The 20120-nt window shown below is 45.9% G+C and carries 21 protein-coding genes; 9 read left to right on the forward strand and 12 right to left on the reverse strand.

From position 1 onward, the window contains the following. Positions 1-579: 579 nt before the first annotated feature. From Q4E93_RS34505 to Q4E93_RS29580, 4 genes are all read right to left on the reverse strand, one after another. Complete coding sequence (locus Q4E93_RS34505; protein WP_368501908.1) at positions 580-867, reverse strand: PIN domain-containing protein; 288 nt, start codon at positions 865-867, stop codon at positions 580-582. Positions 868-1123: 256 nt separating this feature from the next. After that, entirely contained in the window at positions 1124-1990 is an 867-nt protein-coding gene (locus Q4E93_RS29570) for a reverse transcriptase family protein (RefSeq protein ID WP_303591542.1), read from the reverse strand. Further along, positions 1971-2261 (reverse strand): helix-turn-helix domain-containing protein, encoded by a 291-nt coding sequence (locus Q4E93_RS29575; RefSeq protein WP_303591543.1) that lies wholly within the window; start codon positions 2259-2261, stop codon positions 1971-1973. The genes Q4E93_RS29570 and Q4E93_RS29575 overlap by 20 nt, the downstream gene beginning before the upstream one ends. 33 nt (positions 2262-2294) lie before the next feature. Next, positions 2295-2549, reverse strand: a complete 255-nt coding sequence (locus Q4E93_RS29580) for a hypothetical protein (RefSeq protein WP_303591544.1) — start codon at positions 2547-2549, stop codon at positions 2295-2297. A gap of 665 nt (positions 2550-3214) precedes the next feature. On the opposite strand from Q4E93_RS29580, the gene Q4E93_RS29585 reads away from it, so the two are divergent. From Q4E93_RS29585 to Q4E93_RS29595, 3 genes are all read left to right on the forward strand, one after another. After that, positions 3215-3445 carry a hypothetical protein gene (locus Q4E93_RS29585; protein ID WP_303591545.1) on the forward strand — a complete coding sequence of 77 codons (231 nt, stop codon included), beginning with the start codon at positions 3215-3217 and terminating at the stop codon, positions 3443-3445. Positions 3446-3814: 369 nt separating this feature from the next. Continuing rightward, a complete protein-coding gene (locus tag Q4E93_RS29590) occupies positions 3815-6508 on the forward strand; it encodes an AAA family ATPase (protein ID WP_303591546.1) in 2694 nt (897 codons plus the stop codon). Continuing rightward, complete coding sequence (locus Q4E93_RS29595) at positions 6501-7595, forward strand: ComEA family DNA-binding protein (RefSeq protein ID WP_303591547.1); 1095 nt, start codon at positions 6501-6503, stop codon at positions 7593-7595. Before Q4E93_RS29590 ends, Q4E93_RS29595 begins: the two co-directional genes overlap by 8 nt. 320 nt (positions 7596-7915) lie before the next feature. On the opposite strand, the gene Q4E93_RS29600 is transcribed toward Q4E93_RS29595, so the two are convergent. Beyond that, positions 7916-8269, reverse strand: a complete 354-nt coding sequence (locus tag Q4E93_RS29600; protein ID WP_303591548.1) for a helix-turn-helix domain-containing protein — start codon at positions 8267-8269, stop codon at positions 7916-7918. A 623-nt stretch (positions 8270-8892) separates the two neighbouring features. On the opposite strand from Q4E93_RS29600, the gene Q4E93_RS29605 reads away from it, so the two are divergent. Continuing rightward, positions 8893-9264 carry a hypothetical protein gene (locus tag Q4E93_RS29605; RefSeq protein ID WP_303591549.1) on the forward strand — a complete coding sequence of 124 codons (372 nt, stop codon included), beginning with the start codon at positions 8893-8895 and terminating at the stop codon, positions 9262-9264. A 574-nt stretch (positions 9265-9838) separates the two neighbouring features. Here Q4E93_RS29605 and Q4E93_RS29610 read toward each other — a convergent pair. Further along, positions 9839-10153, reverse strand: coding sequence for a helix-turn-helix domain-containing protein (locus Q4E93_RS29610; RefSeq protein WP_303591550.1), 315 nt, complete (start codon positions 10151-10153; stop codon positions 9839-9841). A 131-nt stretch (positions 10154-10284) separates the two neighbouring features. On the opposite strand from Q4E93_RS29610, the gene Q4E93_RS29615 reads away from it, so the two are divergent. Both Q4E93_RS29615 and Q4E93_RS29620 read left to right on the forward strand, forming a co-directional pair. Next, positions 10285-10917: a hypothetical protein gene (locus Q4E93_RS29615; protein WP_303591551.1), complete on the forward strand. Its 633-nt coding sequence runs from the start codon at positions 10285-10287 to the stop codon at positions 10915-10917. 52 nt (positions 10918-10969) lie between these two features. After that, on the forward strand, positions 10970-11299 hold the full coding sequence (locus Q4E93_RS29620) for a hypothetical protein (RefSeq protein ID WP_303591552.1): 330 nt from the start codon (positions 10970-10972) through the stop codon (positions 11297-11299). A 42-nt stretch (positions 11300-11341) separates the two neighbouring features. Here Q4E93_RS29620 and Q4E93_RS29625 read toward each other — a convergent pair whose 3' ends face one another. From Q4E93_RS29625 to Q4E93_RS29640, 4 genes are all read right to left on the reverse strand, one after another. Then, positions 11342-12712, reverse strand: a complete 1371-nt coding sequence (locus Q4E93_RS29625) for a site-specific integrase (RefSeq protein ID WP_303591553.1) — start codon at positions 12710-12712, stop codon at positions 11342-11344. 147 nt (positions 12713-12859) lie between these two features. Continuing rightward, positions 12860-13954 (reverse strand): T9SS type A sorting domain-containing protein, encoded by a 1095-nt coding sequence (locus Q4E93_RS29630; protein ID WP_303591554.1) that lies wholly within the window; start codon positions 13952-13954, stop codon positions 12860-12862. 10 nt (positions 13955-13964) lie between these two features. Further along, positions 13965-15029: a hypothetical protein gene (locus tag Q4E93_RS29635; RefSeq protein ID WP_303591555.1), complete on the reverse strand. Its 1065-nt coding sequence runs from the start codon at positions 15027-15029 to the stop codon at positions 13965-13967. 205 nt (positions 15030-15234) lie between these two features. Beyond that, a complete protein-coding gene (locus tag Q4E93_RS29640; RefSeq protein ID WP_303591556.1) occupies positions 15235-15750 on the reverse strand; it encodes a hypothetical protein in 516 nt (171 codons plus the stop codon). Positions 15751-15856: 106 nt separating this feature from the next. On the opposite strand from Q4E93_RS29640, the gene Q4E93_RS29645 reads away from it, so the two are divergent. The 3 genes from Q4E93_RS29645 (at position 15857) to Q4E93_RS29655 (ending at position 17852) form a co-directional block, all read left to right on the forward strand. Next, positions 15857-16786: a 3-keto-disaccharide hydrolase gene (locus Q4E93_RS29645; protein WP_303591557.1), complete on the forward strand. Its 930-nt coding sequence runs from the start codon at positions 15857-15859 to the stop codon at positions 16784-16786. A 108-nt stretch (positions 16787-16894) separates the two neighbouring features. Further along, positions 16895-17287 carry a hypothetical protein gene (locus tag Q4E93_RS29650; RefSeq protein ID WP_303591558.1) on the forward strand — a complete coding sequence of 131 codons (393 nt, stop codon included), beginning with the start codon at positions 16895-16897 and terminating at the stop codon, positions 17285-17287. 100 nt (positions 17288-17387) lie between these two features. Beyond that, entirely contained in the window at positions 17388-17852 is a 465-nt protein-coding gene (locus Q4E93_RS29655; RefSeq protein WP_303591559.1) for a hypothetical protein, read from the forward strand. Positions 17853-17857: 5 nt separating this feature from the next. On the opposite strand, the gene Q4E93_RS29660 is transcribed toward Q4E93_RS29655, so the two are convergent. Both Q4E93_RS29660 and Q4E93_RS29665 read right to left on the reverse strand, forming a co-directional pair. Continuing rightward, positions 17858-18295, reverse strand: a complete 438-nt coding sequence (locus Q4E93_RS29660; RefSeq protein ID WP_303591560.1) for a carboxymuconolactone decarboxylase family protein — start codon at positions 18293-18295, stop codon at positions 17858-17860. Positions 18296-18686: 391 nt separating this feature from the next. Beyond that, positions 18687-19721, reverse strand: coding sequence for a glutamine synthetase beta-grasp domain-containing protein (locus tag Q4E93_RS29665; RefSeq protein ID WP_303591561.1), 1035 nt, complete (start codon positions 19719-19721; stop codon positions 18687-18689). Positions 19722-20120 lie beyond the last annotated feature (399 nt).

Below are 20120 nucleotides of genomic sequence, written 5' to 3' on the forward strand. Positions count from 1 at the left end.
CTTTTTCATATTGACTGTTTAAAATTAGCTCTTTCGAGTCTAATTCCAACCTGTCCTAATATCAGCGAAGGCTACAGGCTTCATAATCAATAAATGTGTTGTTAGGGTGCAATGTTAGAAACAGACCATCCTCTGGAAACTTCTGGATTTCTGTAGTGAGGTTGTTTTTGCTGGTTTTTGCCACATCGGACCGCGATTTGTCTAGCCTGACATAATCTCGCAAAAAAATGTCAAAGGCTTGGGTAACTGTAGTTGACATGAAGGGGTTTTCCTGCTAATGTACAATTACCCTTGATAGTCAAATACGCTTATGCACTAATTTCTTTAGGCCTTGAAAAATAATTTTCAAAATAGGGTGTTTTCACCTGGAGAAGAATTAAATAAATGATGTATTATGCCGACGGAGCAGACAGGGATTCGAATCTAACCTCCGATGTGGTTTATTTTCAATGTGTTATACTCGGTTGCTGGTCGGTACACTGAATTTTCCACCGCGGAATCCGGCGACGATTGGAATTGAATTTAAATAAATACTTCAAAGGAACTTTGCTTAGAATTGTAATAACACTATTGTTTAGTTCAATCCTCAATTTTAATTCCTTCCATTCTGCCCAGGTGATTCACGTTATTCGTGACCAATATCAATCCATTCGAAATTGCGGTGGCACCGATCAAAAGATCAAAATAGTCCACAGTCTGGCCCGCTTTCCTCAGCCTCGCTTTTTCCTTGGCATATACGTCCAGGCAAGGGAAAATAGGATTAATGGTGACGCCAGTAAAAAAATTACCAAGTGCAGTAATATTTTTTTCCTTAGCTAGGCTATTTTCAACGCCAAATTTTAATTCAGCCAGCGTAATTTCCGAAATAAAGCAGTTTTCATTTCCTGCACTTTAGAACTGTTTTGCTAGGCCATGGAGTCCCTTCATGCAATAGATACAAATGTTTGTATCCAGCAAATAATGATTCACAATCCTTCGATTTGTCTGTTAAAAGTTCTGCTGTCTTTTATGCCTTTAACAATCTCATCTGCGGACTCGCTTCCTGACCATGCACCAAAGGATTTTGAAAAAACTGGGAGAAGCAAGTACGTTGCGCAGCCCCTCAAATCATTTGGCAAAGGCTTTATTTTTTTTTATTAGTTTTCCTGATGTTGTGCAGGTAGTTGTTTACCGGCTTTATGGGCTTGTCGTTTAATAATTCCTCTTTAGCCTTCTCAATAATTTTGTCGGAGCCATCAATTTTGAAAAGAAATATTTTTATCCCGGTAATCAACTGGTAGCGCGCATAATCTGTTTTGCGGTGGTTTACTTTAAATTTATTGTTGCTTATTAGCAACAAAATGTTTTCAATGAGGGGCCCAAAATTTTGTGGAGACGAGAATGTTAGGTCGTCAACATATCTCGTATAGGTAATATTGTTTTCTTTACAGAATGCGGCCAACTGTATATCTGTTTCGAAAAATACAAGGTTTGAAACGGAGTTGCTGGTGGGCGCACCTTGTGGGACTTCATCGTTTGTTGTGGTCAGTCTGGTTAACCAGTGCGCGAAATGGGGGGAGTATCCACGTTTTATCAGGGCAGAATACACCTGGCTGGCTTTTATGTTTGGATAAAAGTCGGTTAAGTCAGTTCCGAATAAGTATTTATTTCCCTGGTGCTCCTTGGCATTGGTGATATTGCTTTTTTTCTTTGTACCTCCATGCACATTTGGAAGGAAACGAACGCGCGAAAATATATTTTTGTTTATACGAGATTGCACAGTTTTGAGCAGAACGGATGGATTTCTATAAGTCCTCTTTTTGATAGTACCATCTTTGTAGGTTTTCACTAACCCCTTTTTATCTAGTTTATCTTCCGACCACGACCGGTAGGTGACATCTGCATTCAAAAGAACACCTTCTATCTGCTCCTTAGTGAAACCTATCAGGTGGCACAACTTTTTGAATTCATATTTCTGAAATACGGCTGCTTTATACGGCGAAGAATTCATTTACCAATGAGTTAATAGATGGTCTAACTATTTTGAACGCCTTTCTTTTACTAGGCTGTACGTCGTCATCTGTCATTGATAAGAAAAAAAGAATAGGTAAGGGAACCCCAAGCGCTTCGCTGATATCTTTCAGTGTAGAAAGATTAGGCTCTTTCAAGTTGCCTTCGATTTGAGATAAATAGGTCTGCGTAATACCACACGAAAGGGCAAACTCTTCTTGCGTTTGGCCCTTTTGCTTCCTGATATTTTTAATTATATTTCCTAAGTCCATAATTATAAAGAAGAAAATTAAAGAGCGTTCGGATTACAACTTAGGCATCTGGCCATCATCATTACAATCTTTTGAAAAGAATCTGATTAACAGCAAAACGACATTTACAATTTCCTGACAGATCTGTTCATTCGTTTTGCCCTTTTTCTTTTTCAACAGTTGAAGTCTTGACGATACTTCAGCAATGACCTTTAAGTCTGTTTCCGAAAGAGAACACTGGTTCTGGGTGATAACGGCGATACTTCTGATCGCGTTATCAATGACGCGGTTTTGTTTAACCCTACTCATATTTTTTGTTTTTAAAGACAACACCATTATTGTCCTGTGATTTTCAACAATGGTGAATGAGTAGAGCTGGCTGATTCCTATACGCGTTGACAATGTTCTCGTACACTCTCTAAATATTCCTGTGATTGATAAATAATATAAGTTATATGCGCTATAAGAAACGAATACTATAGACTATATACTGTATCACTAATAACACACACGTATTACACATATACCCCTATTGTTCGGTAACTGAGGATAAAATGTGTGGTAGATGTTAGTTTACCCGTAAGGGTTGTCTTTGCAGACTTCAAAATACTCCGTAAGGATTTCAGCACTACGCCATCTATCAAAGAACTATTGACTACAAATGTAGGGAGATTGGGCGATCTGGCAAAATAAATATTACTGGTAGTTAATAAAATGGCCATATCCATGCACTAAGGGTGCTATTTAACACCGAGAGAGCCAGTTTTCTTGTATTATCAATTCATTATGGGAAAGCTACGGAATAAGATATGGAGTTCTATAAATCTTGTCCTCAATATAGAAGGAGTCATCGAACACAAGTGTATTGCTTCTAGGAAGCAATGCATCACTAATTCCTGAATTGGACACAAATGGGTGTTTAGACGGTTGTCCAAGTGGATGAAACGAGCTAGATTTGGCTAAAAAGGATTATTATGGACTGGATAATTGCACAGCAACTGCCGGAGGAGTCAGGCCCATACTTGGCAAGCGTAAAGGTCGCTCACAAGACTGGCGAATACGTTTTTAAAGCCATCACCTATTACAATAATGAGACGTGCCGATGGTACAAGTACGATCCATTCGAACCCGATAAGGAGCTCGGAGAAGACATAACGGGAAAAGTCGTGGGATGGGTAAATAGCCGGGAGACTTTTCTGGGGTAATTGCATAATTGTACTAAGGTTTGGCTGAACCTCAGATGATTAATTCGGAAGTCCCTCCAAATCCAATCTCCCTTTTCGTCCCCCAGGAGAAGACGGTTTTTTTGGATATTTCCGTCATGACCTTCGGAGCGGCCGCAAGGCTACAGAGCGGGTCGGGCACAGGTTCGACGGTAACTATGGCATTGATCGGGCTGACACCCCTGCTTCCTACTATGCTTGGGTGAAACTCCATTCATGATCAACAACTCTAGGGCCGCAGGAAGCAGATTGACGGCCACCGGAGGATAAAAATCGGCGCAAATACGGTACATACTAAATGAACTGAAAACTAGTTTTATGTATTGAACATAACTGTTAACTGTCAACTGCATGAGTAATAAAATTACCCCTTGGTACGAAGTATACGTGGAGTTGGCAAACTCTCTGGTTGTATTTTACGAAAGGAATAAAGATCAGCCAGCCAAAACCTTGTTCGATGTCTGTATTGGTAACCCAGTGTTTATTTCGGCAAATCAATGGATTTTGAACAAAGAGTCGTCAGGAGGACTCGACCCGATACAGGTTTTCGCCAGCATAAGCAGCCTCACCCTCGGGGACGATTTGCGGATGGACCGCATTGATGCTCTTTTCGACGTATTGGGCAAGACCAGGAACTACGAAAAAATTGACTTTTCCGGCTGCCCCACCCCTGTAGCAGTTAGATTACTGTCATTTCGGGAAAGAATAGCCCAAAATGAGATATGGGATGCTTTCGCCGCGGTGATGAACCAAGGTAAGGATGGATTCGGAAAAGACATTTTTACCAAGGTGCGTACATGGTCCGGTATCGGGATGGCTTCATTTACCATGTTCCTGTTTTGGATTCAGCCCAGGAATTTCCTGCCCTTGGACAAGAATACAATGGCTGTTATCCGTGCTAATCGTGCCGATCTCGACCCTTTGAATACATATGATGACTATAAAGAATTATTGACTAAAAAGGATACAGACGACTATCTCGAAATGGCGAGATTCGTCCGCTTGACCCCGGACGCTCAACGGAAGGATGTCAAAAGAAGTGCCATCGTCAGCGAAATAGTCGGCAAAGGACATATAAATATACCCGGCGGCGGCCTACGGATATTGGGTATCCGTTCCTTGGAAGGGTGCGAAGGCGACATACTCGGTCCGCTGAAGCCCGGACAGTTGTATTCGCTATTCGAAGCCTACACAATCTCAGATTCGGGTAGTCAAATACGCTATTATCCCGAAAAAGATCATGGACTATACAACTCGGAAAATCTACGCATCGACATCAATGCTATCGTAGGAAAGAACGGTACTGGTAAAAGTTCACTAGCAGAGTTGCTTTTGGCGATCATGTATAACATTGCCTGTAGTTATAGGGACGCAGGTATGTTGACGGATGGAGAGTACCTGCTGGAGGCAAAAAGCGACCTCCATGCAGAAATTTACCTCAAAACGGAGAAGATTTACAGGATAACGGTAAACGGAGAAAATATAACGTATGTGTCCTATCGTTCGAGTGAATCAATATTCGAAGCTCAGAGACCGCAAGACATATCCTCCTTGCCGCTTTCCGCTTTGTACTATACCTTCCTTGTGAATTATTCCCTCCATGCTTTAAACGAAAGGAATATAGGGAGCTGGATCAAGCCGCTATTTCACAAAAATGATGGCTATCAGATTCCCGCAACAATTGACCCATATCGCGAAGAGGGTACGATACAAATAAATAGATTGGAGGAATTAACCAAAGATAGGCTACTGGTCAATTTATTGGAGCCGGTCCTCGACAAGCAGGCCGACAATCACCGGCAGCTCACCGACTACCAGCAAGCCGTAGGATTAATACTGAAGCTGAACGATAAAAAGGCTTCGTCCATTTTCATGGGCGGTAAGGAGCGTCCAATCGATCAATTCAATGATTATGAAAAGTCATTGCTGCTATTCCTAGCCTCATTCGATCTGAAACCGGATATTGCCGGAGAAATAAAGGCTCAGACGCTCACGGGAAAGATATTGGTGTACATTTTCAGAAAATTGATATCGATCGCCGAAACCTATGGGGCCTACCGCAAATTCCTTAAAGAAAATGGCCTGGAAGATGAAGCACAATATTTCCTTGACCTGCATCGGGATACCAGCCATATCACCTATAAATTAAGACAGGCTGTCAACTACCTAAGATATGATCACCTACCCCGTACCACGCCTATACTAATCACTTTGGATGACCTATCCACCGAAATAGCACGGGTCAAGCTAAATAACAGTTCCCTGGAAACCATGGAGCTAATTCCTCCATCCTGTTTTGATGTGGAGATTCAAATGGCGGATCGGAAACAGCCAAAGCGGATTTCACCCTTTGGCAAGCTAAGCTCGGGGGAAAAGCAGCTGATTTTCACGGTTAACGCCATTACCTACCATCTCCGAAATCTCGACTCCGTCCATAACGGACAGAGAAGTTTGGTGAAATACGAGTATGTCAATGTTGTAATGGATGAGATAGAACTCTATTTTCATCCTGAGCTGCAACGCCAGTTCCTCGACCGACTACGGAGACAGGTCGAAATACTAGAGCTGCCAAATATTAAGGCTATCAACTTCGTTTTTATCACACATTCTCCATTTATCCTGTCCGACATTCCAAAGGGCAATACACTCTTCCTGGACCGGCCCGATTGCGGCGCAGCTACCCCTTTGGATGCAAAGAACAAAAAGAATACCCTTGGTGCCAACATTCATGAGCTGCTGGCAGGCGGCTTTTTTATGAACGATACAATAGGTGTTTTTGCCGTACGAAAAATCAAAGAGGTCATTGACTTTTGCCGATCCGTACAACAGGCAGGGGAAGAGTCCAGGGATGATCTTAAAGGAGCTTATGAGCTAAGAAAACAGGAATTTTATTTTATCCGGGATAATATTGGTGAGAACTACTTGCAAGCCATTGTAGAGGAAAATATCCTGGATATCGAACGGAAATTCGAAACAAAAGAGTATATAAACTGGAGAGTGCAACAGTTACAGCAAGAAATCAAAAACCTAGACCCAAATGCATAAAATTCAATACCCTGAACACGAAGCCCTAAAAAAATTCGAAGGAGATTATGTAGAACTTTTCCAAGATCTCCAGGTTAATTTCGACGGGTTGCCCGACTGCGCAAAATTGAACTGGTCTCTTGAAAATTTCCTGGTCAGTGATTTTAAGACGCTTAGGGACAAGGCATTGACATCGACTAAAACAGGTTGTAAAAAAGAGGTCATTGAGAGCGTATTTCCCTATGACGAATTGCAAGGAAAGCTGTCTCAATTTTTTATGAAATATGGCACTCAGATGAACCTGTCAGCCTGTCATTATTGCGGCATTGAATATGTCAATGTGTATGAAGATATGGGTGATTATAAGGACGGCCTGGAGTTGGTCAATAAGGCCGATGAATTTGAGCTTCAAAATATTGTAGGTATCGGGGAAGTTACAGCGTCGAAGATCGTGGACGCGCGACCTATAACAGCTTTTGAAAAACTGGATTCTATCATAGGGCTTAGCAAAACCGTAAAACAACAGATAAAGGACTATCAAAACAGAAATAAGCTGTACAAAAATCATTTTACGCTGGATCACCTGCTGCCCAAGGGGGAATATCCACACTTTGCGCTGTCCTTGTATAATTTGATTCCCTGTTGCTATACCTGCAATTCGAAAACCAAGGGCAGAAAGAGCCTGGGTGACAAGGAAAATCTTACTTTACTAAGCCCCAGTTCAGCGGCGTTCGATGTAGACGCTAAAATACGTCTGAAGCCAATCTATGAGGGCGAGATCACAGAAAATATCATCGCTGTCGAAGACTTTTCCATCCGTTTCGATTATAATGGCCAGGCATCCATCTACGAAGACTATGTCAAGGCCTTTAAATTGCATGGTCGTTATCCCTTCCATAAGGACAAGGCCTTGGATCTCATTTTAAAAAGCAAGAAGTATAGTGAAGCACAACTAACTGAACTGGCAAAACATACTGGCATTGCAAAGGATCAGATAAGGGCCGATATATTCGGTAAAGACCTGTTTTCCTTGGAAGGTCGTCATCAGCCTTTTGCCAAACTTCGTCTAGATATCGCCCGCGCCCTCAAGATTGAAGGCGTCGTTTAACTCATATAAAGGCTATCCCAATCTTTTCCTAAAATCCATTCCGGGCTGATGGTTTTGAGGAGCTTTGATTGCTTTTATTACATTTTATCAAACATTCCTGAAGTCATCCACATGAAAAAACTGGGTCATTTAATTTATTGGATCGGATTTCTAACAGTTCTTATTTTTATTTGTGGTGTGATTGTGTATCATATCATGAATCCTGACCACCTATTGGATGCAACAATAAAAACTTATATAAAAATTGGGATAATATTCAGTCTGGTAAATATTATTGGAATGTGCGTTTTGAATTGGGCTGCGAAAAAGAATAAATAACGCTAAATCCGCTTTTTCTTTATAGGAGATGACAATGGGTGTTTTGATTTGCCCTTCAGTTTTTTCTGCGCTTCCGCTTTTTCAAGAAATTCCTGAATATCCTTTTCCGTTACATGTTCATAGGTTTCTGCCAGTTCTGGATAAGTTATTCCAAATGCTGCTGCCAGCGAAATATTTGTTGTCAGAGCTACATCTACCTTTCCCGCCGCAATTTTTTGAATATGGGATGGCTCCATCCCAGCTTCCTTTGCTAATTTCTTCCAGCTTTTTATGTCACTTTTTTCCAAGAGCTTACTAAGCCCCACGGCAAACCGCAGTTTTATTGCATCCTTGTCTGATTTTTCGAGTGCTTTCATATGATTAACAAGGTGGACGAATTTTAAAAATATTCCGACCTATGATCGTACGTCGGATTGATTTATTACCTATATTTGATCTGAAAATATTAATTAACCTTGCAGGTCTTTCACAAAACGTGAAAGACTTCGCTATGAGTCTCGTCCGGAAAACCGCGAATTTTCAGAGAAGTCGAGATGATAGTGAATAGCCCATCTTATATCTATAATATAGGGTGGGCCTCTATCAGCTTATCGACTTCAGGCTCTTCGCGGTGCCTCCGGACGGTAAGACGAGGCCCGCCCTATTTTTTTTGGTTAGCCTCTTCTTACGCCAGACTCGGGTTAAACATCTTAATCCGAATTTATGTCACATTATTTCGAACACCTGGATTTCTATAATAATCCCGTTCGGCTGCCCAAGGAGTACCGAAACGATCCAATAGCTTTTTTGGAAAAGTTTTTCTGTGACTATCATTTGGTCGATCTGAGAACTTTCCAGGACGAAATCCTGGAAACCTGCCTGACCACGGATAGCCCACCGTTTGACAATCCCGAGAAACGGGCCGATATTATCCTTCTACATAAGAATATGGAGCTTTTGTTTGAAGCCGCCTTTTTGATCCTTAAAAAGCACGAGGCTGATGAAGAAAAGAGAAACCGAAAAGACACAACAGCTGACGAATAGCGAAATTCAGAAGAAAGCGCAGCGTCGTATCAACCGGCTAAATTCCATAAAGAATGAAATGGAGGCTGGTAGGATAAAAGATTTTGAACAGATTTTCGCAATTATCAGTCTATCCCGTTTATCCACCGAGCTGGGTATATCATTTTACACCTTCTGTAAGAAGGTACAAGATCCTAAGGAATGGACGGTTGGGGAAATGATGCGATTTTCTTCCTTATTAGGGACAGACTATTCTACAATCCATGAATTTATGCTGGCCCGATTGAAAGAGAAATCTAAGACCAGTGTCTTCCGGGATTATAAGCCCGAAAAATTTAATCACTTATAAATAATCTTTTCAATAGGCTCTGGAGAGGGTTTGGCTTTGGTTGGGTAAAACCGGCCCATGTGGCCGGTTTTTTTCGCTACCCGGAAGTTGTACAAGTCGGGATAAAAAGACAAACTTCGCGGAGGGATATCATTGCTTATTATACGGATCGACTATGAGTTTAGGCTGAATACCGCACTCTGGCGATCGGAGATACTAAAGCCGAAGGCAATGATATTCCACCGCGAAGCGCCAAAGCCGGCCCCAAGGCCGGATCTTATTCTACTGCTGCTCGGCTGCGGCCGCATAGACGCCGCAAAGAGGCCCTTTAATCCGGGACGCACCGCGCCCCGAAGTCGGGCTACTACGCGCCCAGCAACGTATAATAACCTAATTCTTGCTGACAACAATACATCTTGCTGTGCGCCACCACGCGCACTCAGAAGGTCAAAAAATAGGTGCAAAATCATTTCGGGCGCTATTTATACATCTTGCTGGGCGCTTCAACGCGCCCTCACCTCTAGAGACTTGCCAAAGAAGAAAGCTCGAAAACCATGCAGGAAGCCCCTTTGCAGAAGCCCTCCGGCAAACCTGTTCAGGGTTCCCTTTTTTGGGCAGTCAAGAGATGGTCTATTTCGGCTGCATCGTAATAGGTAAGACCGCCCATCTTGGCGAAGGGTATCTTGCCATTGTTCCGCAGGGTCTGTAAGGTCCCGGCTGAGACGCCCAGCATTTTCCTCACTTCATTGGATTTAAGCCAGCGTTTGTTGGTCTTGTTCAGATGGCCTTCCAGTATCATTTTTATATCCATCAACATTTTAGTCCGGAATTCCTCCAGGTCCTTTATTGTGACCAGTTGAGAGGGCGACGGCTTTTGGTCGTTATCCATTAAATAAAGTAGTTTACCCATAGGTACTTTTTAGCTCAATTTACCATACGCTGAAGCGAGTCTTTCAGTGTGGGGAACAGGCACGGAAAGATTTTTTAAGGAAATTGGGACAAAATCAATCCAATTGACTATTTTTCTCAATAAACCAATTGATGAAAAGGCTAGTTTTCGTAGTCGTTGTTTTGCAAACATTAGGTTGTTCAAATGGAAGCTCTCTAAAGGAGAAAAATGCCAATAATGGGGCTTTAACCACCGAGGAAACATATCCGGAGAAACCTGTAATAAAATATAAGGATAACGGAGACGATACCGGGGACGGAGACTTTGCTCTATCTATCGTTGAGATCGCAGAAACTGACACTACCATAATATATAAGGCTTTATCAACCTCGGAAAACGGAAAATTGGGATTGGTTCTTGATATTCCTAAAAAGGACGGAGAAAAAGGGTTTGGCCGATCTATCCTAATAAAGAGCACCGGCTGGGAAAGTGATAATTTTATTCGCTTCATGGCAGAGGAATACAATCAAAAGATGGACTCGTCAAGCCACTTTATCAAGACAATATCAGTGGCCTATGTAAATATGCACACCTTTGGCAAAACTTTGGGCGCGGTATACCATTATGATTCGACCATAGATGAATACAAGCTCTTTTTTGAGGGTCCCAGTAAAGATGACTACGCTGAACTATACTTAAATATTAATAAACGAGAAAAGATAATTGAATTTAAAGAGAAGGACCCGGAATATCGCCCTCAACTGATTAAGTTCTTCCGGGAATAATGTAAGGCAGCTGCTCAAACACATTTAAAAATTGTTTTGTTTATTTTAGGCTATGAAATCACTTTCTGTAACTGTGACCGAGTTCGTGGACAGTAGCAGCTACCCAGGCTGGGTAAGAGCTGTTTTCAAGGACGTAAATGGTAAAGAATGGTCAATAGTTGATAAGACTGTATATTTCGATGTTTATGAAACACTCCAACCGGATGTCATTTATCCTCAATCCGCGCGAATAGAATGCCACATCATCGGTGAACGCCTCGATCAAAATAACAGACAGATATTTACCATTGATATTAGTGCTCCCTTTCTTTTAGAGGCAGAAGATGGGACAACAATATTCGATATCTATTCTGAACTAATCGAGGATTGCGAATCGGCCTGAGCCTAAATTGTTCTTGGGCTGCATTACCACAGGATTGTTCTTTCATTTCCGCTCAAACTTCGTTCTTAGGATCGTCATGTCTTCACTGATTTTCCTGTCGAGCACCTTCGCATAGTGCTGTGTCGTTTTCAGGTTCCTATGCCCCAACATCTTACTGACCGACTCGATGGGCACCCCATTACTCAATGTGATTGTCGTGGCAAAAGTATGCCGGGCGATATGAAAGGTTAGATTCTTCCGTATCCCGCAGACATCGGCGATTTCTTTCAAATAGGCGTTCATCTTCTGATTGCTCAAGACAGGCAGGACATGGCCGGAATCGCAGCAAGGTGGTAAGTCCTGGTATTTCTCCATTATTGTCCTTGCCGGTGGAATGAGGGGAATCCGCGATTGGGTACCGGTTTTCTGCCGATGGGTGAAAATCCAAGAATTCCCATCGATACCCTGTGCGATCTCAGAACGGCGAAGTTTCTTGACATCCGCATATGCTAAGCCGGTGTAGCAGGAAAACAAAAAGATGTCCCTCACGAGGTTTAGCCGGTCAGTCGGGAAGACCTTGGAATCGATCTTTTCCAACTCCAGCTCTGTGAGGGCTTCCCGCTCTACTTCCTGCTTGGTCCGCTTGAACCCGGTAAAAGGGTCTCGGGGTAGCCAACCCTTCCGAATGCAGCCATTAACGATTTTCTTAAGATTGCCGATATATTTCAAAGTCGTGTTGTGGGCGCAGTTCCGATGAGTTTTCAACCAAAACTCCAAATCAGCGACAAAATCATAATCCAGCCGTTTTATGTCAATATCCTGCGTCCCATACTTCCATTTGATAAATTCACGAACATGATCACGGCAGGTATTATAGCGATCCAGCGTTGCTGGACAAAATTCTTTTCCAGCCCGGATGAGTGCGGCCATCTGGTCATTATGCTGCTGAAACACCTCAAGCAATGGACGGACCGGCTCCGTGAGGCCAAGCCACTTCTCGCGGAAATTCGCAAAATTGATGGCAACCCCGTCCATCACCATTTCCCGTTCCTTCTGCAACACTTTGCTCGATAGGGTGTCCAAATACAAATTCAATTGCCGGGCCTGGGAAGTGTTTCCCTTCAACCGCCCGGCAGCGGCGGACCAGTGCGCGGGATCGATGAACCGCTGGATACTTTGCTCAAGACGCTGCCCATTAATGGTAATGCGCATATAGACGGGTGCTAGGCCGTCGCTGGTCTTCTTAGATTTCCGAGCATAAAAGAGGGTGCTGATACGATGTTCCATGTTCCACTGTGTTTTTGGTTTTTGAATCGGTTTTGCGTCCGTCACCAAAAGCGGTTGATCTTTGAGAATTGCAGGCCCGGTGGGGCTTTTCTGAGATTCGGTGCACCAAAATTCCGATAAAGAACGAGGCACCGAATCAGGCTCCATGAACTTTGAAATTCTTTAGAACAACTTGTAGTGGAAAAATTCAAAAGGGCCCGGAGAACCAGCGTTCTACGAGCCCTTAATACTATTTGAAAATTCTATCTGCGGAGAGGGAGGGATTCGAACCTCCGGATCAAGGGGGATGCCTTTTTATCCCTGGGGTTTCTTCAGGATCCTGAGTATTTCCAGGTGCGTGCCGCTCTGCAGTTGAAGGAAGTAGACGCCTGCCGGGAGGCTGCTCAGATCCAGGTATTGCTGGCGTGTGCCATCGGGTAGCTGGGTTTTAAACAAGGGGATGCCGGCAGTGTTGTAAATGGTGAGCAAGGACCGGTCGGCGGGTGTGGCCAGAACGACAGTGAGGCTGGAGGTGAAAGGGTTGGGTATTGCGGTGGTCATGAAGAGCGAGGGGGTATAGAACAGCGGGACAATGCTGGAATAAGTGAACTTATTGTCCAGGTCGACCTGTTTGATCCTATAGTAATTGGCGCCGGAGGCGGGATGGGTATGGATCCAGGCGTATTCTTTTTGCTGTGCGCTATTGCCTGCGGCGGGAGTGGCGCCGATGGAGGTATAGGCATGGCCGTCGAGGCTGTGTTCGATCTCAAAGCTTTTCGTGTTGTGTTCTTCGGCGGTAGCCCAGGTGAGGTGGGATTGACCATCTATGATTTCACCTTTTGCGTAGAGCCAGGTGAGGGGGAGGGGGACGTCGTTGGCAAAGCCAGCCGAAGCGGTGAGGCTGCCGGGGGTACGGATGAATAGCCGGTGGGGACCCTTGGACAGGGTGTCGATGCCCAGCGTGAGGGACAGGTTGGAGATGTCCGTGCCCGCAGAGACAGATCGTTTGATCCCATTGCCGAAGCCCGGGTCGTTGTCGAAGAAGACTTCCAGCTGCGTGATGGGAGCTGGTGCGGAGGCATTCGGGGAGTAGGGGGGATGAAGGTTCTCGAACGTGCCGGCTGCCGTCAGGCTCCAGCTGCCGGAAGCATCTTTGCTACGGATGAATAGCTGGTGGACCCCATGCGAGATAGAAGCCAAAGGTATGGTGGCCATGAGGGATGTAATGTCGGGTGCGTCGGTGTGTGGCAAGGGGGTGGCGTTGCCGAAGCCCGGGTCGGTATCGATGAACCATTCGATGGCGGTGACTTGCGGAGGAGGTGAAGGAGCGGGGGAATAGGCCGGTTGGGCAGAGGAGAGCATGGTTCCGGCGAGGAAGGCTGCTATAGGCAGGATGATACGTAAGTTCATGTTGTCCAGTTTAATTGTTACTGCGTGTGCTTAGGATGATGTCCATGGTGGTGGCGGAAGGATCAACGGAAACGGGCACGGTCAGCCGATAGATCGAAGGGATGGGAGGGATGCCGCTGGTGCGATAGGAGTCCGTGGCGGCAACGGTGTTGTAGGCGCCGCGGTCGGGAGTGATGCCTCCGATGGTTTCGCCTGTACCGCGCAGGACGCCCGGGCCGGCCGTGCGGAAACGACTGTCCCCATAACCTGTGGACGTGTTGCCAGTAAACAGGGTGGACATGTCGACATTTGTGTGATTGCCATCTGCACCATCTGTTACATTGGTGACGGTGGGTGCGGCGAATGAGTTATTCCGGATGATGTTGTTGCCGCCGGTGATGGCGGCCATATTGGTGGAGACGAATACGTTGTTGGCAATGTAGAAATTGTTCAGGATTACGTCTGCCTGTGCGAAGTTGACGGTGTTGTTGCGGAAGAGGCCGGTGACGTTGGCATCCAGGTTGATGGACGCGCCTCCGACGCCGGTGGCCGTGGAGAAGATATTGTTTTCTATGGTAGCCGTCACCTGTGCGGTGAGGAATGCCGAGACGATGAAAGATTCCAGGAAATTCTTTGTAATGATGATGCCCGTGGTGGGCCTGTCGAAAGCCGTGATGTTGACCTGTCCTATCACATGGCAACGGGTGAGGGTGACGTCGTGGACGTTGTGCAGGAAGGACATGCTGTTGAAGGTCATACCTGCGATGAAGCTGCCGCTGCCATTGGCTGTTGCGGAACTGCTGTCGACGACCATGCCGTTGGACACGCTGCTGTCCTTATCCACCTGGAGGTTTCCGCCGCCCAGGAAATAGCCGTTGCCCAGGATGACCAGGCGTTTGTTGAGCAGAAAATTCGGGTAGGGAGTGGCGGAGGGTTCGATGTGAAGGGTATCGCCGGGTGCTGCCGCTGCGATGGCGTCGTTGATGAGAACGAAGTCTGCGGACTTTGACGGGTCGTTGTTCACGCGCCAGATATGGGCGCTGGCGAGATGGGACAGTGCGATGACGGCACCGGCGAGGAGCAGGGCTCTTTTCATTGTAATGTGATTGTTATGAAAAAATAGTGGCCTTCGGGTGGTTGGGGGAGTGGTGCAAGAAAAGAAGAAAATGGAAGTTGGTGGACGGCAGTTGCCGAACGGCGGGTTTGGAAGGCTGTAAGGTGTGGTCGTGGGGTTTTTGTAAATAAGACGGCCTCCCTTTTGGGGAGGCCGTCTGGCTTTTGGGAGAGTAAGGCCTTGCTTTTTAGAATTTCACGTAAAACTCTCCGTTGGTAAATGTTTTTTTGTCAGGGCCGAACTGTGCTGTAGCGGTGTTGGTGTAATAGAAGTCGCCGCTGAATGTACCTTTGATCGTTTTGTCATCAATGGAGGTGATGACGATCGTCAGTGGATGGGGCGGGTTGGGATAATCCCCCGCACCCCATACGATGGTTTGGCTGCCCGGGTTGTAAACAGCCGCCGCAGCAAAATCGGTGGCGTCGGATTCGCTGTACGTCCCTGCAACAATGGGTTTACCGCTGGGACTGTTGTTGATAGTGATGTTGATGCCTTCCAGGTCGGCGGCTGATTTTACGTTGCCAACGACGGAGATGGAAGTCATGCCGACGCTCATTTTCATGGCCATGGCATTCACGTTGAAAGTTTTGGGTGTACCGTCCACGGAGGCTTTGATGTAGTAAGGGCTGCCGGAGGTACTGGATTTTTTACAGGATAAAGAAAAGAGCGCAATGGTGACTGTGAAAAGGAGGATCTTTTTCATTGGTTTATGTTTTTGGGAAAGCGCAAGATAGTAAAGTATACAGGAGTTTACCTGAGGGTGATTTATATATTATTTTACTGTATATTCATTTCTTCAATCAACGCATATGAAAAAAATATTGTTTGTTTTCGTGTTATGGGTGGGAGCGATTGTTGCAGACGCGGCGCCTGCCGATAGTGTTAGCGATGTGATTGGCCGATGGGATATCACGGTGCATTCATCGGAGCGGGAAACGCCTTCCTGGCTGGAGATCCAGCTTTCCGGGTTCAGCACGCTGGTGGGAAGGTTTGTGGGAGGAGGGGGAAGCGCCCGGCCTATCTCGAAGATCAACTATAGCCAGGGGAAGATCAGCTTTTCCATACCGCCGCAATGGGAAAAGGAAGACAAGGACCTGACAGTCGAAGGCACCCTGCAGGGGGACTCGCTGGTGGGGATCATGATAGCGCCCAATGGGAAGGAATATCAATGGGTGGGCCGGCGGGCGCCGTCTTTGAAACGCGCCAAGGCGCCCGTATGGGGAGCGCCGGTGCCGCTGTTTAACGGACACGACCTGAAGGGTTGGCATGCCAATGGGACGAATCAATGGCTGGCGGAAGGTGGCGTGCTACGCAGTCCGCATTCCGGCGCGAACATTGTGACAGACAGAAAATTCTCCGACTTCAAATTACATATTGAATTCAGGTGCCCTGCAGGCAGCAACAGCGGAGTCTATTTACGGGGACGTTATGAGGTACAGATAGAGGACGGTGAGGGGCTGCATCCTGCATTCGATCAGATCAGCGGAGTCTATGGGTTTCTCACGCCCAGTGAAAATGCGTCGAAGGGTGCGGGGGTGTGGCAGACGTATGATATTACCCTGGTGGGCCGGATGGTGACGGTGGTGTTCAATGGCAAGACGGTGATCTGTAACCAGGAGATACCGGGGATCACGGGCGGCGCACTGGATAGCAGGGAAGGTGAGCCGGGGTCTATTTATTTACAGGGGGATCATGGGCCTATCGAGTATAGGAATATACGGATCACGACGGCGAAATAATTCCGGCGCGAAATTGGCTATTAATATAGGGATGTGCTATATCCGAACAGGATAGAGAGACTTGCATTTTCAAATCTTTCTTTTTATATTGGCACATCCAAATATTATATGAAAAAGCTATTTCTGAGTTTATTACTTCTTCCATTTGCCAAAACGGGCCCCCCTAATTCCGTTGAGATACGCAGCGGTAAATGGCCGATCAGCCTTGAATCGGAGGGGAAATCTTATTCACTTATTTTCCGCGACCAGCAGGTGCTGGTGGAGGAGGTGTATGATACCCTGGTATTTGCCAATAGGGCGCAATTGGTTTATCTGGATTCGGCCTTGTCGGCCCTGAAACGGGGTAATGACGGGGACGAGGCCAGTTTCTCCAATTACAGCGTCAAGCGTGCGAATAAAAAGTATGAAGGCTGGTGGTATATCTTGCGCACGAAATATTCGACCTGCGACTTCCGCCAACAGGAGGCTGACATGATGAGCAAGGCTATCAGGAGCTTCTAAGAGGCTGATATTCCTCGTCTTTGTGCCACAATAAATAGTGTGGTTATCCGTTTTAATTAATTGTCAATAGTCAATCAATATCTTCGAAATTAGTAACACTATGAAAAAGCTTATCTTTTTATTCGTCTTATTACCGTTTGTAGTTGTAAAAGCCAAGGCGCAATTCACTATTTCGAATACCTCCACGATTACTATCGCTGAACTGCGGTCGGGAGACTGGCCCTTGCAGCTGCAGCGTATTGTCAAGCACAATGACACCATGTATTTACTGACCTTCCGGGACAAGCAGTATCCCAATAATCACAATGTATCCACGCTTAAATTCGGCAACCTGGTACAATTACGTTACCTCGAGCAGGGATTAAGCTATCTGATGACCGCGGATGATGGAACGGAGGCTACTTACAAGGGCTTTTCCATCAAACGAACGGATGACAAGACCGTAGATAGAAAGACCAAGAAGAAGACTGCGAAATTTACGCTTGTATGCACGGATGAAGGCGACGTCACGGATATTCAGCAAGGCGAGGCCGACGCGCTGGTGAAAGCGATCAAGAGCTTGTAAAACGTTTATTCGGGATGCATATTTAACCCAACTCCAATACGGTTCCACGCATTGATGGTGATGATCGTCATGATGATCTGAGCGGTTTTCTCTTCGCCAAAGTACTGAATGGCTTTGTCGTAGAGTTCATCGCTCAGTCCTTTTTGGTGGATCAGGGTAATTTCTTCCGTGATGGCGAGGAGCAGCTGTTCTTCCTCCGAGAAGATGTTGGTGGCTTCCCGCCAGACACTGATGAGGTAGATGCGTTGTTCGGTCTCTCCCAGCTTGCGGGCGTCCCTGGTGTGGTGGTTGACGCAATAGGCGCAACCGTTGATCTGCGAGGCGCGGATGCGGATCAGTTCCTGGTGCAGGCGGTCTATATTTGATTCTGCGATGTATTTGCTGAGGGCGCCCATGGCTTTGTAGGCGTCGGGCTGGACTTGGGCCATGATGAAACGGGGCATGGGTTGTTTTATTTTTTGGGGCGAAATTAAGGGATTGAGAGGGTTTTGGGCATGGATTGATTAGGTGTTTTGTGGGTTGTTTCTTCTTTCTCTTTTGGCGGCAGCTATATGCCTTTCGCCGCTGTACTTTCCTCTCTCCGATGAATGAGAGTGCTTTTTTCAGCGATAACTATTACCGGGCATTTGTATGAATCTCTACCGTCGGAAAGGTAAGGCGGACTTCAGGCTATAGCTGCCTGGGGTCGTGTGGAGGCGAGGGGAGTATACCCCTTTTTTTGCGGGGTTTTAGGTTTGAGGCTTTAGGTTTTGGGTTTTAGGTTTGTTTAGGTGTTGACAAAAAAAGGGGAAGTATTATTGCTAACACTTCCCCTGATGTATTGATCGGTTGTTTTTAGGCGACCAGTTCTACTTCTTTTACTTTGGCTGTTTTCACCGTTTTGATGATGCGGCCGGCAACTTTGTAGGGATCGGCGGCGCTGTTGGGGCGGCGGTCTTCGAGCCAGCCTTTCCAGCCTCTTTCTACGGTGGCGATGGGGATGCGGATGGATGCACCACGATCGGATACGCCGTATTTGAATTCATCGATAGCGGCTGTTTCGTGCTTGCCGGTCAGGCGGAGGTGGTTATCGGGGCCGTAGGCGTCGATGTGCTCCTGGATGACGGGGCGGAAGGCTTCACAAACGCTTTCGTAAGCGTCACGGTTGCCGGCGGTCCTGAGCAGGGTGTTGGAGAAGTTAGCGTGCATGCCGCTGCCATTCCAATCCAGGTTACCCAGGGGTTTACAATGCCAGTTGATGGCGATGTTATATTTTTCGCCGATGCGTTCCAGCAGATAGCGGGCGATCCAAACCTGGTCACCGGCTTCTTTGGCGCCTTTGGCGAAGATTTGGAATTCCCATTGGCCGGTGGCAACTTCGGCGTTGATACCTTCCACATTGAGGCCGGCTTCGAGGCAGGCGTCGAGGTGTTCTTCTACCATGGCGCGGCCGTACGCGTTCTTGGCGCCGACGGAGCAATAGTAAGGGCCCTGGGGACGGGGGTAGCCGCCTTCGGGGAAACCGATGGGTTTATCAGTGTCAGGATTCCAGAGGAAGTATTCCTGTTCGAATCCGAACCAGAAGTCGTTGTCGTCGTCGTCGATCAATGCCCGGCCATTGCTGGGGTGGGGCTTGCCGTTGGGGCTCAGTACTTCACACATTACCAGGTAGCCGTTCTTACGCTGCGGGTCTTTCACCAGGTATACGGGTTGGAGTATGCAATCCGAAGAGCCGCCGGGGGCTTGTTCGGTGGATGAGCCGTCGAAGCTCCACATAGGGACATCTTCCAGTTTGCCGGAGAAGTCTTTTTCGATCTTTGTTTTGCTACGCAAACTTTGGATGGGTTGATATCCATCGAGCCAGATATACTCAAGTTTTGCAATGGACATAGTGCACTGTTTTTTTATGTGATAGAATGATACTTACTACTTTAATCTAATGGGTCAGGTCAGTTAGTAAGTTTCTCAGCAGACTATTTGAATAGCTCGTTGCCTTATGGATATTGGAGTGGTGCAAAAGGTATTACCTGGGGTCATCCATCGGAGATGAAGGTCGACAAGCAATACCTTTTTAATGCACTTTACAGCAAGACGAAAGTATAAAATTTTTTATATTGAAAAATATTATAAATTTTTAATATGAATATTTTGACCCGCCAAGAAAGGGGTTTGAGCTGAAAAATTATTAAAAAAATAATAAACCCCGTTTAAAATAGATTATGTTCAGATTAGGGGCAGATATTTATTATATATATAATTATATAATATGAATAAGGAATGCCTTGTGCC

Source organism: Flavitalea plasmicola, from assembly GCF_030546645.1.
Classification (GTDB): Bacteria; Bacteroidota; Bacteroidia; order Chitinophagales; family Chitinophagaceae; genus Puia.

Bases quoted from the DNA above. Each gene is read 5' to 3' on its own strand.
- Q4E93_RS29605 (WP_303591549.1), top strand. From the start codon at position 8,893: ATGAAGAAAAGAGAAACCGAAAAGACACAACAGCTGACGAATAGCGAA.
- Q4E93_RS29575 (WP_303591543.1), bottom strand. From the start codon at position 2,261: ATGGACTTAGGAAATATAATTAAAAATATCAGGAAGCAAAAGGGCCAA.
- Q4E93_RS29635 (WP_303591555.1), bottom strand. From the start codon at position 15,029: ATGAAAAGAGCCCTGCTCCTCGCCGGTGCCGTCATCGCACTGTCCCAT.
- Q4E93_RS29580 (WP_303591544.1), bottom strand. From the start codon at position 2,549: ATGAGTAGGGTTAAACAAAACCGCGTCATTGATAACGCGATCAGAAGT.
- Q4E93_RS29570 (WP_303591542.1), bottom strand. From the start codon at position 1,990: ATGAATTCTTCGCCGTATAAAGCAGCCGTATTTCAGAAATATGAATTC.
- Q4E93_RS29615 (WP_303591551.1), top strand. From the start codon at position 10,285: ATGAAAAGGCTAGTTTTCGTAGTCGTTGTTTTGCAAACATTAGGTTGT.
- Q4E93_RS29595 (WP_303591547.1), top strand. From the start codon at position 6,501: ATGCATAAAATTCAATACCCTGAACACGAAGCCCTAAAAAAATTCGAA.
- Q4E93_RS29610 (WP_303591550.1), bottom strand. From the start codon at position 10,153: ATGGGTAAACTACTTTATTTAATGGATAACGACCAAAAGCCGTCGCCC.
- Q4E93_RS29645 (WP_303591557.1), top strand. From the start codon at position 15,857: ATGAAAAAAATATTGTTTGTTTTCGTGTTATGGGTGGGAGCGATTGTT.
- Q4E93_RS29650 (WP_303591558.1), top strand. From the start codon at position 16,895: ATGAAAAAGCTATTTCTGAGTTTATTACTTCTTCCATTTGCCAAAACG.
- Q4E93_RS29630 (WP_303591554.1), bottom strand. From the start codon at position 13,954: ATGAACTTACGTATCATCCTGCCTATAGCAGCCTTCCTCGCCGGAACC.
- Q4E93_RS29640 (WP_303591556.1), bottom strand. From the start codon at position 15,750: ATGAAAAAGATCCTCCTTTTCACAGTCACCATTGCGCTCTTTTCTTTA.
- Q4E93_RS29665 (WP_303591561.1), bottom strand. From the start codon at position 19,721: ATGTCCATTGCAAAACTTGAGTATATCTGGCTCGATGGATATCAACCC.
- Q4E93_RS29625 (WP_303591553.1), bottom strand. From the start codon at position 12,712: ATGGAGCCTGATTCGGTGCCTCGTTCTTTATCGGAATTTTGGTGCACC.
- Q4E93_RS29590 (WP_303591546.1), top strand. From the start codon at position 3,815: ATGAGTAATAAAATTACCCCTTGGTACGAAGTATACGTGGAGTTGGCA.
- Q4E93_RS29655 (WP_303591559.1), top strand. From the start codon at position 17,388: ATGAAAAAGCTTATCTTTTTATTCGTCTTATTACCGTTTGTAGTTGTA.
- Q4E93_RS29600 (WP_303591548.1), bottom strand. From the start codon at position 8,269: ATGAAAGCACTCGAAAAATCAGACAAGGATGCAATAAAACTGCGGTTT.
- Q4E93_RS29660 (WP_303591560.1), bottom strand. From the start codon at position 18,295: ATGCCCCGTTTCATCATGGCCCAAGTCCAGCCCGACGCCTACAAAGCC.
- Q4E93_RS29620 (WP_303591552.1), top strand. From the start codon at position 10,970: ATGAAATCACTTTCTGTAACTGTGACCGAGTTCGTGGACAGTAGCAGC.
- Q4E93_RS29585 (WP_303591545.1), top strand. From the start codon at position 3,215: ATGGACTGGATAATTGCACAGCAACTGCCGGAGGAGTCAGGCCCATAC.